The sequence below is a fragment of the Pseudoduganella sp. UC29_71 genome, from assembly GCF_042693265.1.
GTDB lineage: Bacteria > Pseudomonadota > Gammaproteobacteria > Burkholderiales > Burkholderiaceae_D > Rugamonas.
In genome coordinates this window covers 1928154-1942535 of sequence record NZ_CP170549.1, presented here as the reverse complement: position 1 = coordinate 1942535, position 14382 = coordinate 1928154, and the positions used below count along the sequence as shown (strand labels likewise).

Sequence of the window (14382 nt, the reverse complement as noted above, 5' to 3'; positions counted from 1 at the left end):
CGGGCTGGTTGTGAGGTTACACCGACTCCTGCAGGCGCCGGATGTCGCGCAGCGGCGGCGCGCCGAACAGGCGGGTGTACTCGCGGCTGAACTGCGATGCGCTTTCGTAGCCCACCCGCACCGCCGCGCTGCCTGCGTCGATGTCTTCGTTCAGCATCAGCTGGCGCGCGTCCTGCAAGCGCAACTGCTTGAGGTACTGCAAAGGGCTCATGCCGGTCACCGAGCGGAAGTGCAGGCGGAAAGTCGATGGACTCATATGCGCCTGGGCGGCCAGGTCGTCCATCGGGAAGTCTTCGGTGAAGTGCTGCCGCAGCCAGTTGATGACGCGCGCGACCTGCTGGCTGGCCGAGCCGGCCGCCACCAGTTGGCGCAAGGTGGCGCCGTGCTCGCCCAGCAGCAGGCGCACCATGATTTCCTGCTCGATGAGCGGCGCCACCTGTTTGATCAGCTGCGGCTCGCCGAGCAGGCGCACCAGGCGGATCAGCGCCTGTGTGAGGCCTTCGTCCAGGTCCACCACGGACAAGGCGCGCGCACTGGCCGAGGCCAGCGGCACGGACAGGTCCATGCCCGCCGCCGCTTGCGCCAGGCGGGCGCTGTCCAGCTCCAGCCACAGGCCCAGATAAGGCTCGGCGCTGCTGGCGCGCGTGACATAGGACACCACAGGCAGGTCCAGCGAGGTGACCAGCGACTGCCCCTGCCCGTAGTCGAAAATCTCGCCGCCCAGTGTCACGCGCTTGCCCCCTTGCACGGCCAGGCCCAGCCCGAGCGCATAGATGCAGGGCATAGGCTCGCTGGTGACGCTGCGCCGGTAGAATTTGAGCGAGGCGATGGCGTTGGCGTACTCGCCGTCGGTTTGGGCAATCGCGCCCACCAGGCGGGCCAGCTCCGCGCGAGCCGCGCTGCTTGGATCGTGCAATGAGTTCATGCTTGCAGCGTAGCACGCTTGCGGCGCTTTGCCATCATTCGCGGCGGCGTCTCGTCGGATCGGGCAAAAAGTGCGTCAGATCCGGCAAGCGCAAAGCACCTGGCCGCTACCGCGCGCTAAGGGCGCGCCGCGTAGGCGTCCCTGCGTTACAGCCTCTTCGACATGAAGATGCGGCTGATACCCTCCTGCTCGGAGGCGATCTCGCCAAAACGCACCCACCCGTTTTTCTCGTAAAAGCCGGGCGCCTGGAAGCTGATCGTATACAGCACGGCGGAACGGCAGCCCCGCTCGCGTGCTTCCGCCTCAAACGCGGCCAGGATAGTCGTTCCCAGGCCCGAACCGCGCAGGGATTCGGGAAGGTGGAACAGGTCCAGGAACGCCAGCCCCAGCGAGGTGCGTCCGACTATCCCGCCCAGCGTGTCGCCGCTATCGGGATCTTTCACCATCACGCACAACGGACGCCGGTCACTCACGCCCGCCATTTGCCGGTTGAAATCATCCAAGCCATTACCGAGGCTTTTCTCGAACTCAGCATCTTCCTGATCGCTGACGACTATGACATTCCGCTGCGACGCCATCAGCTCGACGCTCTGGCCGAAGCCGGCGAGCTCGTGGAATATGTCGTCCAGGTAGATCGCGATCTCGTCTTCCTCCAGCGTGGGCGGGATGACGATTTCTTCCATCGGGACGCGCTTGCCGAAGTCCAGGCGATAGACCTGCCAGGCCCCGCCTACGCGCTGCACGTCAACCTGGAAGCGGCCGTAGATGTTGAACTTCATTTTTTGCCCGGCCGGATGCCGGTGTATTGTGCGGACACGAGCTTCCACTTGCCCTCCTTCAGCTGCGCGACGTAGCTGGCGCGCATGGCGAAGGTGCGGGCCTGCGCGTCGGCGCCCATGGTGTAGTTGAGCCTTGCCAGCACCACGGCCGTGTCGCCCAGCACGCGCACCAGCGGCTCCGTGACCGTCAGCTGCGGCGCAGCGCGCTTTTGGTCCGGGGCGTAAAAGGACAGCATCTTCTCGCGGCTGTCCACCTCGCCGGCCGGCGACACTTCGACGTAGTTGTCGGCAGTGACGGCCTGCAGCGTGGCTTGGTCGAAGTCGCGCTGCGCTTCCGCGTGGCGCTGCACCAGCTCCACCAGCGCCGGGCTGCCATTGTCGGCCGCGCTGGCATTCAGCACGCACACTAAAGAAAATACGATGCCTGGCAAGAGGCGGCGTGGCTTGGCGTACTGCGCGAAGTGTTTCAGCATGATCTCGTGGCTCCAATAAGGTGAATGATGTGTCAGTTGGCCCTATCACCGGCCGCGCAGCAGCGTGAAGCGCGCCTCGCGCTCGTTGAGCGCTTGCCGCGTCCAGCCCTGGCGGGCATAAAACACGTCGGCGCGGGTGCCGGCCGTGGTGGTGAGCTGGACGCTGTCGCTGCCCTGCTCGAACAGCCAGTCCACAGCCAGCCGCAGCAGGCGCTTGGCGATGCCCTGGCCTTCGTACTGCCGCGCCATGAACAGCGCCCAGATCGAAGCGTGCTCCTTGTCCGCGTAGCAGAAGCCGGCGATGACGCCACCGCTCTCCGCCACCCAGCCGCGGCCCAGCAACGCCAGGTAATCCCGGTACATCTGCTCCGTCACGCGGGAAGGATCGGACAGCACGTTTTCGGTAACCGCCAGGCGGATCGCCGACATGGCGGGAATATCGCTCTCCGTTGCCTGCCTGAAGGTCAACGCAAGCGTTCCTGGCTTGCAGGACGCGTGCGCCATCACGAAGAACGCGTCGTCTTCTGATTCGACGGTCCAGCCTTCGCGCTCGTAGAAGCGCCGGGCCGCGCCATTCACCCGGAACACACGCAGACTGAGGCGGCGGCGCGATTGCTGGCTCATGTGGACAACGTCCGCCAGCAGGCGCGCGCCTATGCCCTGCGATTGAAAACCGGGTTGCAGCACCAGCATGCGCAGGTAAATGAGTTCGGCGCTCAGGTCAAGCTGGAAGTAGCCGGCGAACTCGCCACCCACTTCCACCACGTAGCTGGCGGCCGCCGAAAACGCCTGGTCAAAATCGGCGATCTGCCACTGCTCGTCCCAGCCCCAGATGGCCTCGATGTGCGGCCGCATCGCCGTTTGATACAAGGCCCAGATGGCGTCCCGGTCTTCGGGCTGGGCCAGTCGCGTCGCAAGCTGCATGTTGTTCCAAAGTCTAAACAGTCTTGACAGGATAGCAGCTTGCTTGCATCGAAAATGCGCGCATTCTCACACCGGGCCAAATGTTCAAGCGGTCCAGGCGATTGCCTGCAGCAGTCCTTGCAACTTGTCGGCCCGCTTCGCATTCACCATCTTCACATACGAGATTCTGCCGGCAAGATGGGCATGGAAGTCCGGATGGCCGTCGCGGTTTTGCGACGCGGCGCCGTGGCGCACGCAGTTGGTCAGCGTGGCCTTAAGCCTGTCGTATTCGTCCCGCGCGAGGTTGGGGTGGCTGTTGACGACGACGCCCGTCACTTGCTGACGCATCCCGGCCCGCATCAGGCGGGTCTTGCGCGTATTCACGCGGAAGCCTTCCTCCAGCGCGATCGCGGCGACCCGGACGTGAAAGCGGTCCGCAGCGCGCGCAAAGGCGCGGCCGCCGGAGAACGCCAGGTCGTCGGCGTAGCGGCTATATGTCCCGCCCAGCGACTGCGCCAGCGCCGACAGGCGGATGTCGAGACGGTAGGCGCACAGATTGGCCAGCGCGGGCGAGCACGGCGAGCCTTGCGGCAAGTGAGGAGACTTCAGGGCCTGGCGCTCGATCCAGGGCAGCGAAGCGCCAGCCTGCTTGTCGCGGAAAGCCCCCTGCGGCGTGCGGTTGACGCAGATGCGCGCCAGCGTGCCGGCGGTCCGGGGCGGGTAGCCCAGCTTTTCAAACAGCGCCTGGATGCGCGAGAGCTGAATGCCAGGGAAAAAATCCTTCAGGTCCATGCGGATGACGGCATGCTGCCCCGCGTGCAGCGCAGCGTGCGTCACGCACGAGTGGCCGCGCCGGAAACCATGGGCGGCCGGGTGCGGCGGCACCAGGTCCAGTATCTCGCGCAGGATTTTCTGCTGGATGCGCCGCAGCCGCGCCTTCGGTATCTCTATCAGCCGCAGGCCGCCGCTGCGCTTGGGCACCCAGCGATAATGGTAGTGCTGCAGCGGCGATAGCTCGTCGCGCGCAAGCCGCCATTGATCGGCAAACCAGTCCAGCGCGCCCACCGGTTCATTCAGCCAGCCGGCCAGCGCGGCAGCGGAGGACAACTCGGGCAGCGCCAGCGCGGCCAGCCACGCGGGCTTGGGCGGCCGCACCGGTGGCGCGATGCACCAGCGCCGCACTTCGGGCAGCGCTATCGGCTCCGGCAACGCAAAATCTTCGGCATCGGCATGGGCATTGACATCCCCCGCGCCCGCGCCGCCGCCCACATGGCCCAAGCACTCGAGCAGCAAGCCGGCCAGCTCCTGCCGGCTGTAGTAATGGAAGTCTTCACCGGTCCGTTCGATGAGCGCCGCGCAAACGGCAGGCACCCACGCCGGCTCCGCATCGAATACACGCTTACAGGCTGCGATCAGGCTTTGCAGGCTGGCGTCCGTGGCCAGCGCCATATCGGCCAGCGCCAGCGCGGTAAGTTTCTTGATATTCATGCGCAGCGAATGGGGCGGTGATCCGTCAACGAGTCTCGTGATGCGTGAGCCGCCTTGCGTGGATGCGCAACCGGGCTCATGCGGCGAAATACTGAACAATCAATTTACCACGGGGTAGCCCCGTAGAGGCTGTCCCTGCACCAGGCAAAGACAGGCCGGCTTGATGGATACCGCCCCGCCCACACAGTAGGGCAATTCTGCACACAGGTCAACATGGCGGGCTGTGCGCGCGGAACGGCGCGGGATCAGCGTAATTCAACCACCGGCAATTCAATCGCGCTGGCCGAACCCGGCGCATGGTAGATGCGCTGCGTGGCCTTGATGTAGTCCGATGGCTGCGCGTGGAAGATGTTGGGCACAAAGCGCTGCGGGTTGCGGTCGTACAGCGGGAACCAGCTGGACTGGATCTGCACCATCACGCGGTGCCCTTTCAGGAACACGTGATTCACATTCGGCAGCGCATAGCGGTAGCGCTCGACCTTGTTGGCCGGGATGGCTTCGGCGCGCTCCAGGCTGTTGCGGTAGCGGCCGCGGAAGATGTCCATCGCGATGCCCTGCTGGTAGCCGCCCAGTTCCGGCTGCGACGGCATTTCGTCCGGGTACACGTCGATCAGCTTGACGACCCAGTCGGCGTCGGTGCCGCTGGTGGCCGCGTACAGGTTCACCATCGGCTGGCCGGACAGCTGCAGCGGCGCCTGCAGCGGCTCGGTCACATAGGTCAGCACGTCCGGACGGTCGGACACGAAACGCTGGTCGCTCACCAGCCAGGGTTTCCACACGTTCTCGTCATGCATGCGCACCGGGCGCGGCACGAAGGGCACCGGCTTGGCGGGGTCGGACACGTATTCGTCGTACGCCGCGCCGGCCTTGGGCGCCTCGAAGCCGAGCTTGAAGCCGTCCTGCAGGTAGATGGCGCGCGACGCGGCCGGGCAGCCGCTGGCGCACGACTGCGGCCAGCGCTCCAGGCGCTGCCAGCGGTTGGTGCCGGTCTGGTAGCTCAGCACCGGCGGCGTGTCGGCCACCGGCGCGCCGTCCTTCAGGTACTGGTTGAAGAAGGGCTGCATCACGTTGCGGCGGAATTCCAGCGCGGTGTCGCCGGTGAACTTGATGGCGCCCAGGCTGGAGCCGTCGTAGTTCACGCCGCTGTGCCGCCATGGGCCGATGACCAGGAAATTGAGCTTGTTGGCCGTGTCCTGCGGCTCCATGGCCGCGTAGGCCGCATAGGGGCCGTAGATGTCCTCCTGGTCCCACTGCCCCACCACGTGCATGGTGGGCACGCTCAGCTTGCGCGCCCCCACCAGCTTGTCGATGGCCTGGTTCTGCCAGTAGCTGTCGTAGGCCGGATGCTCGAACACCTTCTTCGTGTACGGCAGCACGTCCAGCCCGAATTTTTTGGCGTAGTCGCCCGCCGAGCCGGCCCGCAGCACGCCTTCGTAATCATCGTAATAGCCGCTGGCCAGCGCCTCGCCGCGGCCTTTCACCGAAGTCTGGCCGCCGATGTATGGCAGGCTGGGCATGCGGAAGGCGCCGTTGTGGAACCAGTCGTCGCCGCGCCAGCCGTCCACCATGGCGCTCATCGGCACGGCCGCCTTCAGCGCCGGGTGCGGGTTCATCAGCGCCATCATCACCGTGAAGCCCTCGTAGGACGAGCCCACCATGCCGACCTTGCCGTTCGATTCAGGCACGTTCTTGGTCAGCCATTCGATGGTGTCCCAGGCGTCGGTGGCGTGGTCGATCTTGCTGCTGTTGAGCGGGCCGCTCAGCGGGCGCGTCATCACGTACTCGCCCTCCGAGCCGTATTTGCCGCGCACGTCCTGGAACACGCGGATGTAGCCCTCGTCGATAAAGGTTTCGTCGCCCTGCGGCAGGGTGGCGCGGATGCTGGGGCTCACGCTGCGCTGGGCGCGGCGCGCCGCATTGTATGGCGTGCGGGTCAGCATGATGGGCGCGTTCCTGGCGCCCTTGGGCATCACGATCACCGTATACAGCTTCACGCCGTCGCGCATCGGCACCATCACCACTTTTTTCACGTAGTCCGCGTTCTCCGCCGGGGCGGTGAAGCTGGCGGGAATGTCCACCGCCATCGGCGGCGTCTGCGCCAGCGCGGACGAGATGAACAGGGTCAGCGCTGCCAAGGCCGGCAGCTCGATGGTGGTGCGGGTACGCTTGTTGCGCATGGGGGTCTCCGTTTTTGTGCTGCGGGCCATGGTAGACAGTTGCCATTCATAGCGCAACGCAACTTTTGTAACGCACTTTTTCAATTTTGCCGGGCCGCTGTTGCATCTGCTTGCAATTTGCCTGCGGCTATGCGCGTCTACGCACAGATACTAAGGCTGAGCCAGCTTAAAGTGGCGGCACACATACAACGAGGAGTGTCATCATGAAAAAACTGCTGATTGCCGCCGCCATGGCGGCCACGCTGGGCGCCGGTGTTGCCGTGCCATCGTACGCCGAGGTCGTGGTGGTGCGCACCGCGCCGCCGCCGCCTCGCCATGAAGTGGTTCCGCACGCCCGCCCCGGCTACACCTGGGTCGCAGGGCACTGGGACTGGAACGGCCGCCGCAATGTGTGGGTGCGCGGCAAATGGGAACGCAACCGCAACGGCTATGTGTACCACCCCACGGTGTGGGAGCAGCGCGACGGGCGCTGGGTGATGGAACGCGGCGGCTGGCAGCGTGGCGACCGCGACCATGACGGCGTGCCGAACCGCGTAGACCGCGACCGCGACGGCGACGGCGTGCCGAACCGCATGGACGACCGTCCCAACAATCCGAACCGCCACTAAGCGCTAGCCGGCTCCGCCAGAGCCGGTGCGCAGCTGGTTAGGGGTGCTACAGGTAGTGCAGCACGGCCGCCAGTACCACCCACAGCCCGAACTGCAGCGCCAGCGCGCCCAGCAACGGCCCGGTCTCCGGCCGCAAGCCGGCGGCGAGGGCGCGCTCCACCATCCGGTCCATGGCCGCGCACGCCACGGCCTGCACGCTCATGCCCGTGGTTGCCACGGCCGTAATGCTGTCCGAAAACGGCACCTTGCCCGCCAGGCTGCCCAGCACCATCGGCATGGGGCGGGGCAAGTCCTGCTGCAGCTGCAGGAAACGGCGCCACTGGCCCAGCAAGGCCTGCGCGACGGGCCCGCCCGGCTGGTAATTCACCTTGCGCAGAAATTTTTCCAGAAGCGTCGCCGCCAGCGCGGCCAGCGCCGGCGCCTGCGTATCCAGCAGCCGGGCCAGGATGCCCATCAATGCCTGCCGGTACGCCATCGTACCGATAAACCCCACTGCCAGCATGAAGGGCAGCAGGATGAAGACCGAAATCAGGATGCCTGCGCCCCGGCTACCGTCGCTCAGTTCGTCGCTGGCGGCCACCGCAATCGCGGCGCCCGCCGCATTGGCCAGCACCGCCGCCACCAGCGCCAGCGCCACGCGCAGCGCGCCGGCGCCGATGCCGCGCGCGGCCGCCAACAGCAGTTGCTTGACCAGGGCTTCCCTGCCGCCGGCGGCCTGCGCCGGCACCGGCGTGTCCTTCAAAGTAGGCTGATTCATCGTTCCTCTCGGCATGGGCTGCAATCTTGACAATTTACCGCGATCAACAAAAGACCGGCCTGATGCGCCGCAAACTTGTGCAGGGACGCGCAGGCCCAGGCGGCCAGCCTTGACACGGCGGCGGCAAACTGCAACCATACGGGGATGAAATATTTCCAACCACATCGCACCTGCCTGAATTGGTGGCCCCGCTGACATAGCGCGGCCACTGCACAGTGATGTGAGTATTTAGTCAACGCCGCCTTCGCAGGGTGGCGTTTTCTTGGCGCATCGTGCGGGGCGAACTTAGTAACCCCAAGGAACCCGTATGAGCCAGCCAGCAACGCCCACCACCCCGTCCGTGATCCTGACCGGCGACCGTCCCACCGGTCCGCTGCACCTGGGCCATTACGTCGGCAGCCTGCGCAACCGCGTGGCTTACCAGCACGACTACCAGCAGTTCATCATGCTGGCCGACTCCCAGGCGCTGACCGACAATATGGAAGACACCGACAAGGTGCACCGCAATGTGGTGGAAGTGGCGCTGGACTACCTGGCCGTGGGCATCGACCCGGCCAAGTCCACCATCCTGATCCAGTCGCAGATCCCCGAGCTGGCCGAGCTGACCTTCTACTACCTGAACATGGTGACCGTGGCGCGCCTGGAGCGCAATCCGACCGTGAAGCAGGAAATCATCCTGCGCGGCTTCGAGCGCGACATCCCGGCCGGCTTCCTCACCTACCCCGCCAGCCAGGCGGCCGATATTTCGGCCTTCAAGGCATCGCTGGTGCCGGTGGGCGAGGACCAGATCCCGATGATCGAACAGACCAACGAGATCGTGCGCAAGTTCAACCGCCTGGCCAACCGCGACATCCTGGTCGAGTGCAAGGCGCTGGTGCCGGAAATCGGCCGCCTGCCTGGCATCGACGGCAAGGCCAAGATGAGCAAATCGCTGGGCAACACCATCAACCTGGGCGCCAGCGCCGACGAGATCACCGCCGCCGTGAAGAAGGTCTACACTGACCCGCTGCACCTGCGCGTGCAGGACCCCGGCCACCTGGAAGGCAACGTGGCCTTCATCTACCTGGACGCGTTCGACACCGAGAAAGCGGCGCTGGAAGAGATGAAGGCGCACTATGTGCGCGGCGGCCTGGGCGACAGCATCGTCAAGAAGCGCCTGGAAGTGGTGCTGCAGGAGATGCTGGCGCCGATCCGCGCCCGCCGCGAGGAGTTCGCCAAGGACAAGGGCCAGGTCATGCAGATCCTGAAGGAAGGCACGGCCAAGGCACGCGAAGTGGCCGCCAGGACCGCCGACGAAGTCAAGGCCGCACTGGGCCTGAGCTACTTCTAGGCCACCGTGCCAGGCGCCCGGCGCGACACGGCCAAGCCCGCCCGGGCTGGCCCCCCGGACAAGCGCACCGGTCCCGGCGCGGCGAGCGGCAGCGCAGCGGGCGCCGCGTCCTGTCTCGCCATCGGCGCGTTCGCGCTGCTCTATCTGGCCGCCATCCTGCTGTGGCGCGCGCCGGCCTGGCCCGCGCTGCTGTACGCGGGCGCCAGCGTGGTCTGTTTCATCTTCTACGCCATCGACAAGGCCGCCGCCCGCGCGGGCCGCTGGCGCACGCCGGAAAGCACCCTGCTGCTGCTCGGCCTGTGCTGCGGCTGGCCCGGCGCCATCCTGGCCCAGCAATGGCTGCGCCACAAATCCAGCAAGACGTCGTTCCAGCTCGCCTTCTGGGCCACCGTCGCCGTCAACATGGCAGCGTTCGGCTGGCTGGCGCAGCGCGCCTAGGTGCCCGCAGCGCCAGCCGGCGCAGGCGAGGCGCCGCGCAAATGCCTCGCCAGGATGGCCAGCACAATCCGCTCATACTCGGCCGTGCCATAGCCGTGCAGGTCCACGTGCGCGGCGCCCGGCACCATCCATAACTGCTTCGGTTCCGGCGCGGCCGCGTAAATGCGGCGCGTTTCAGCCGCCGTGGTGTGGAGGTCCTCGCTGCCGGAGGCGATCAGCAGCGGCGCCTTGAACGCGGCGATGCGGTCGATGGGCGCCAGCTGGGCGGGACTGAGGCCCAGCCGTATCGGCAGCTGCCACAGCAGCAGAGGCGCCGCCGCGCCACCCAAGGGTCCCAGGCGCGCGCGCAAGCGGTCGGATACGGCTTCCGTGATGGTGGGATACATCGACTCCAGCACGGCGGCGTCCGGCCGCTCGCCTGAAAACATAAGCGCGGCCGCACCCAGCGACACGCCGATGACGCCGATTTTCTCGCCCGGCAGCTCGCGCCGCAGAAAGGCCATGGCGGCCGCCACGCCGGCAGCCTCGCGCCAGCCGAACGTGATGCGCTCGCCGCTGCTGGCGCCGTGCGATGGCAAATCCAGCAGCAGCACGGCGTAGCCGGCCCGCCGCAGGAAGCGCGCCCGCGCCAGCATGGCGCTGCGGTCGCCCCGCACACCGTGCAGCAGCAGGACCGCGCCCGCCCCGGGGGCGCCGGCAATGAACCAGCCAGCCACGTGCTGGACGCCCGCGCCGCCCGCCCCCTCGCCCGAGCCCGGCGCCGCCAGCGGCAGCACGACGTCCCGCGCGTGCAGCTCGGCCGGCGCGGGGCCGATCGCGTGCGTGGCGGGCCGGCTCAGCGCCTCGCCCGCGCCGGCCAGCAGCAACAGGCCCGCAGCGCCGGCGCCCAGCAGCAGATACAGCTTCGCCCGTATAGGCATGTCACCGCCTCGATATCAAAACGGCAATGATAGCAGACCGGCTTGCTTATGGCGGATCGCGCACCAGCGCCTCGCGCAGCACGGTGGCGGCGCGCTGGGCGGACGCGGCGCGCGCTTCATAGTCGGCTGCCGCCCTGGCCAGGCCGCGCGCACCGGACTCGGCCGCCAGGCGGCGCGCCAGCTCTTCCTTCTCGTTGAGCGCGCGGATGGCCGCCCACACGGCTTCCTCCACCACCCGGTCCTGGGTCTGCTCCAGCGCCAGCGCGGTGAAGCCGTGGCCCGTGTGGCATCGGTAGCGCGTGCGCGGGGCGGGCTGCTGCACAGACTGCCGCTCGGCGGACGCCTCCGCGCCCGCCTGCCCGCCCGCCGCACCGTTCAGTTCCCACAGCGCACCGCCGCACTCGGGACAGGAGAATGTCGACGGCCGGGCAATGCGCTGCAGTTCGCGCAGGTTGCCGCCTCCGTTGGCATAGCTGTTTTCCACCCGTATCCATTCAGGCACATCGGCAGGCTTGCGTTTCATGGCAGCTTCCTCGCTAGCCGGCCGAAGCGGCGCGGCAGCCAGGTGCAGCAGCATGTCGCCGATATCGTCGAGCTTCAACACATAGTCCACCGCCACCTGCTCCAGCGCGCTGGCCGGCATGTCGGGGGCGAAGGCGTCCTGCGGGTCCTGCACCACGGCCGTGCCGCCGCAGGCCTTGATGGCCCGCAGGCCGGCAGAGCCGTCGTCCAGATAGCCGGTCAGCACCACGCCGGTCGCGCCGGCGCCGTACGCGGCGGCGGCCGAACGGAACAGCGGATCGATGGCGGGCCGCGTGTAGTTTTCCATCGGCCCGTTGGCCAGGCGCACGCAAGCCAGCGGGCCGTCGCGCACCACCGTCAGGTGGCGGTCCGGCGGCGCCACCAGTATCGTCGGCTGCGCCAGGTGTTCACCGTTGCGCGCGTGGCGCACCTGCAGCGCGCACACCTTGCGCAGCAGCGCGGGCAGGATGCTCTCGCGCGCGCCGATGTGCATCACCACCAGCACGGGCGCGGGAAAATCGGCCGGCAGCGCGCCCAGCACACGCTTCAAGGCGTCCAGCCCGCCGGCCGACGTGCCGATCACGATCAATTTGCCGGTCGCCGGCGTCATAGCCCGGACGGATAGGTTTCCGGCGCCTCGTCCGCCACCCACGAAGCCGAACGCTCCAGCGGCTGCACCGCCGTGCTGCGGTCAACATGGATCAGCGCATCGAACTGGCGCGCCGGATCGGCCCGGAAGTAATGGCTGCGGCGCTCCGTGTCGGGCCGGTACACCACGCCGATGGCGCGCTCGATCAGCGGCTCGGGCAGGTGCGACAGCGCGCTGTCGCGCCCGCGCAGCGGCAGCACGAAGGCATTGCCGCCCAGCGCCGCGCCGCTGGCGTGCAGCAGCCGCTCCAGGCTGTGCGGCAGCGACGGCTGCACCGCCTTCAGCTCGGCCGGACCGTCCCATTCGCTGGCGGCCGTCACGCTGCCGGCGTGGGTGGTGAAGCCGAGCAGGAAGGATTCGCCAGCCGGATAGTTTTCGCGCACCAGCTGGCCCAGGTTGAGCTGGCCGCCCTCGCCCATCTCGGTGGCGCGCGCGTCGCCGATGTGGGAATTGTGCGCCCACACCACGATTTTCGCCGCGCCCCGCCCCTTGCGCGCGCCCAGGTGCTGGCGCAGCGCCAGCAAGGTGTCGGCCATGTGGGTGTCGCGCACGTTCCAGGCCGAGTCGCCCGGCTGGAACATGGCGCGGTAATAGGTTTCCGCGTTGCGCGCCACGCGCGCGTTCTGCTGCGCGTAGAACAGCTGGTCCGGCACCGGGGCGCCGGGCCGGGCCATGTGGCGCGCCGCCTGCAGGCTCAGCTCGCGCAGCTGGCCCACCAGCTCGTCCTCGCAGTCGCGCGTCATGCCGAAGGTGGCCGCGTAGCCGTAGCGCTGCGGATAATCGGCCATGTGGTCGATGCAGGCGTAGCGCTCGCGGGCGCGGCGCGCGGCGGCCGGGTCTTCCTTGTCCAGGTAGGCAATTACCGCGTGCATGGATTTGCGCAGGCTGTACAGGTCCAGCCCGTAGAAGCCCACGCGCCGCGCCGGGTCGCCGGCCTGCGCATTGTGCGCGCGCAGCCATTCCACCAGCGCCACCACTTCGGTATTGCGCCACATCCATTGCGGAAAGCGCTGGAAGCCGGCCAGCGCGCCGGGCGCCGAGGTATCGCCGTCCGAGTGCTGCACATAGCGGCTCACGCGCAGCGCGTCCGGCCAGTCGCACTCGACGGCGATGGCGTCGAAGCCGCGCTCGACCACCAGGCGCTTGGTGATCTCCGTGCGCAAGCGGTAAAACTCGCCGGTGCCGTGCGTGGACTCGCCCAGCAGCACGATGGTCGATGCGCCGATCTCGTCGAGCAGGCGGTCGAAATGCGGGTCGTCCGCCAACGGGCGCAATTCCGCGCGCAGCGCCAGGGCGGTGGCAGATGCAGTCATAGGGCCTCCTAGCGATATGCTAGCCCCATCCGGCGCGGCGCGCCACACCGCACGCGGCGGCGCGCCCTCCGCACGGCCCTTCCCGCGCCGGGGCTTGCTGTGCGACACTGTCGCCCTTGTGAACTGGAAAGCGTGACGATGTGGAATGGAGTGCTGTGCGGCCTGCTGGCCGGGGCCATGTGGGGCATGGTGTTCATCGTGCCGGAACTGCTGTCGGCGTTCTCGCCGGTGGAAATGGCGGTGGGCCGCTATATCGCCTACGGCGCCATCGCGTTCGGCCTGATGCTGCCGCGCCTGGGCAAGCTGTACGCGCGGCTGGAGCGCAGCGACTACGCGGCGCTGGTGCGCCACGCGCTGTCGGGCAACATCGTCTATTACATGCTGCTGGCGCTGGGCGTGAAGCTGGCCGGCGTGGCGCCCACCTCGCTCATCATCGGCGTGCTGCCGATTTCGGTCACGCTGATGGGGCGCAAGGACCACGGCGCCCTGCCGCTGCGCCAGCTGGCGCTGCCGCTGCTGGTGGCGGCGGCCGGCATCGCCTGCATCAATGTGGACGTGTTCATGCACGCGGGCTCGTCCGGCAGCACGCCCGCGCAAACCCTGCTGGGCGTGCTGTGCGCCACCGGCGCGCTGCTGTGCTGGAGCTGGTACACGCTGGACAACGCGCGCTACCTGAAACGCAATCCGCATTTCAGCAGCGCCGAATGGTCGGCGCTGTACGGCCTGTCGAGCGGGCTGATCGCGCTGCTGATCGGCGCAGCGGCGCTGGCCATCTGGCACGGCGAGGTGCTGGGCGCGGCCGGCAAGGCCAGCGGACGCGACTGGACCATGTTCTGGATCACCAATGCGCTGCTGGCACTGGGCGCCTCGGTGATCGGCAACCACCTGTGGAATATCGCCAGCCGGCGCGTGCCGGTCACCTTGTCGGGCCAGCTGATCCTGTTTGAAACGCTGTTCGCGCTGCTGTACGGCTTCATCTACAAGCAGGAATGGCCGCGCCCGCTGGAACTGGCCGCCATCGTGCTGCTGGCGGCCGGCGTGATGTGGTCGGTGCGCGTGCACGCCATGGAGGAAGACGTCCCGCCGCCGTAAGCCTTCGC

The 14382-nt window shown here is 67.7% G+C and carries 14 protein-coding genes; 4 read left to right on the top strand and 10 right to left on the bottom strand.

Annotation, left to right across the window (positions count from 1 at the left end):
* Positions 1-16 precede the first annotated feature (16 nt).
* The 6 genes from ACFJI2_RS08580 to ACFJI2_RS08555 all read right to left on the bottom strand — a co-directional run bounded on the left by ACFJI2_RS08580 (position 17) and on the right by ACFJI2_RS08555 (position 6745).
* On the bottom strand, positions 17-925 hold the full coding sequence (locus tag ACFJI2_RS08580; protein WP_377704616.1) for an AraC family transcriptional regulator N-terminal domain-containing protein: 909 nt from the start codon (positions 923-925) through the stop codon (positions 17-19).
* A gap of 146 nt (positions 926-1071) precedes the next feature.
* Positions 1072-1503, bottom strand: a complete 432-nt coding sequence (locus tag ACFJI2_RS08575) for a GNAT family N-acetyltransferase (RefSeq protein WP_377705813.1) — start codon at positions 1501-1503, stop codon at positions 1072-1074.
* Between the two features lie 197 nt (positions 1504-1700).
* Positions 1701-2177 (bottom strand): nuclear transport factor 2 family protein, encoded by a 477-nt coding sequence (locus tag ACFJI2_RS08570; protein WP_377704615.1) that lies wholly within the window; start codon positions 2175-2177, stop codon positions 1701-1703.
* Between the two features lie 45 nt (positions 2178-2222).
* Positions 2223-3101: a GNAT family N-acetyltransferase gene (locus tag ACFJI2_RS08565; RefSeq protein ID WP_377704614.1), complete on the bottom strand. Its 879-nt coding sequence runs from the start codon at positions 3099-3101 to the stop codon at positions 2223-2225.
* An 84-nt stretch (positions 3102-3185) separates the two neighbouring features.
* Positions 3186-4568 carry a reverse transcriptase family protein gene (locus ACFJI2_RS08560; protein ID WP_377704613.1) on the bottom strand — a complete coding sequence of 461 codons (1383 nt, stop codon included), beginning with the start codon at positions 4566-4568 and terminating at the stop codon, positions 3186-3188.
* A gap of 245 nt (positions 4569-4813) precedes the next feature.
* The gene (locus tag ACFJI2_RS08555) at positions 4814-6745 is read right to left on the bottom strand and encodes a CocE/NonD family hydrolase (protein WP_377704612.1); all 1932 of its coding nucleotides are present in this window, start codon (positions 6743-6745) and stop codon (positions 4814-4816) included.
* Positions 6746-6948: 203 nt separating this feature from the next.
* Between ACFJI2_RS08555 and ACFJI2_RS08550 the strand changes: the two genes are divergently transcribed.
* The gene (locus ACFJI2_RS08550) at positions 6949-7353 is read left to right on the top strand and encodes a hypothetical protein (protein WP_377704611.1); all 405 of its coding nucleotides are present in this window, start codon (positions 6949-6951) and stop codon (positions 7351-7353) included.
* Between the two features lie 46 nt (positions 7354-7399).
* Here the strand turns inward: ACFJI2_RS08550 and ACFJI2_RS08545 are convergent, their stop codons facing one another.
* A complete protein-coding gene (locus ACFJI2_RS08545; RefSeq protein ID WP_377704610.1) occupies positions 7400-8110 on the bottom strand; it encodes a hypothetical protein in 711 nt (236 codons plus the stop codon).
* 307 nt (positions 8111-8417) lie between these two features.
* Between ACFJI2_RS08545 and trpS the strand changes: the two genes are divergently transcribed.
* Together trpS and ACFJI2_RS08535 are read left to right on the top strand one after the other, a co-directional pair.
* Entirely contained in the window at positions 8418-9440 is a 1023-nt protein-coding gene (gene trpS / locus ACFJI2_RS08540) for a tryptophan--tRNA ligase (protein WP_377704609.1), read from the top strand.
* A 6-nt stretch (positions 9441-9446) separates the two neighbouring features.
* Positions 9447-9878, top strand: a complete 432-nt coding sequence (locus ACFJI2_RS08535; protein ID WP_377704608.1) for a DUF1294 domain-containing protein — start codon at positions 9447-9449, stop codon at positions 9876-9878.
* Here ACFJI2_RS08535 and ACFJI2_RS08530 read toward each other — a convergent pair.
* From ACFJI2_RS08530 to ACFJI2_RS08520, 3 genes are read right to left on the bottom strand one after another with little or no spacing between them, the layout of a single operon-like run.
* Positions 9875-10798 carry an alpha/beta hydrolase gene (locus ACFJI2_RS08530; protein ID WP_377704607.1) on the bottom strand — a complete coding sequence of 308 codons (924 nt, stop codon included), beginning with the start codon at positions 10796-10798 and terminating at the stop codon, positions 9875-9877. The two genes, ACFJI2_RS08535 and ACFJI2_RS08530, sit on opposite strands and share 4 nt — an antisense overlap.
* Positions 10799-10844: 46 nt before the next feature.
* The gene (locus ACFJI2_RS08525) at positions 10845-11930 is read right to left on the bottom strand and encodes a chemotaxis protein CheB (RefSeq protein WP_377704606.1); all 1086 of its coding nucleotides are present in this window, start codon (positions 11928-11930) and stop codon (positions 10845-10847) included.
* Positions 11927-13282 (bottom strand): erythromycin esterase family protein, encoded by a 1356-nt coding sequence (locus ACFJI2_RS08520; protein WP_377704605.1) that lies wholly within the window; start codon positions 13280-13282, stop codon positions 11927-11929. Before ACFJI2_RS08520 ends, ACFJI2_RS08525 begins: the two co-directional genes overlap by 4 nt.
* Before the next feature lie 138 nt (positions 13283-13420).
* Between ACFJI2_RS08520 and ACFJI2_RS08515 the strand changes: the two genes are divergently transcribed.
* The gene (locus ACFJI2_RS08515) at positions 13421-14374 is read left to right on the top strand and encodes a DMT family transporter (protein ID WP_377704604.1); all 954 of its coding nucleotides are present in this window, start codon (positions 13421-13423) and stop codon (positions 14372-14374) included.
* Positions 14375-14382: the final 8 nt, after the last annotated feature.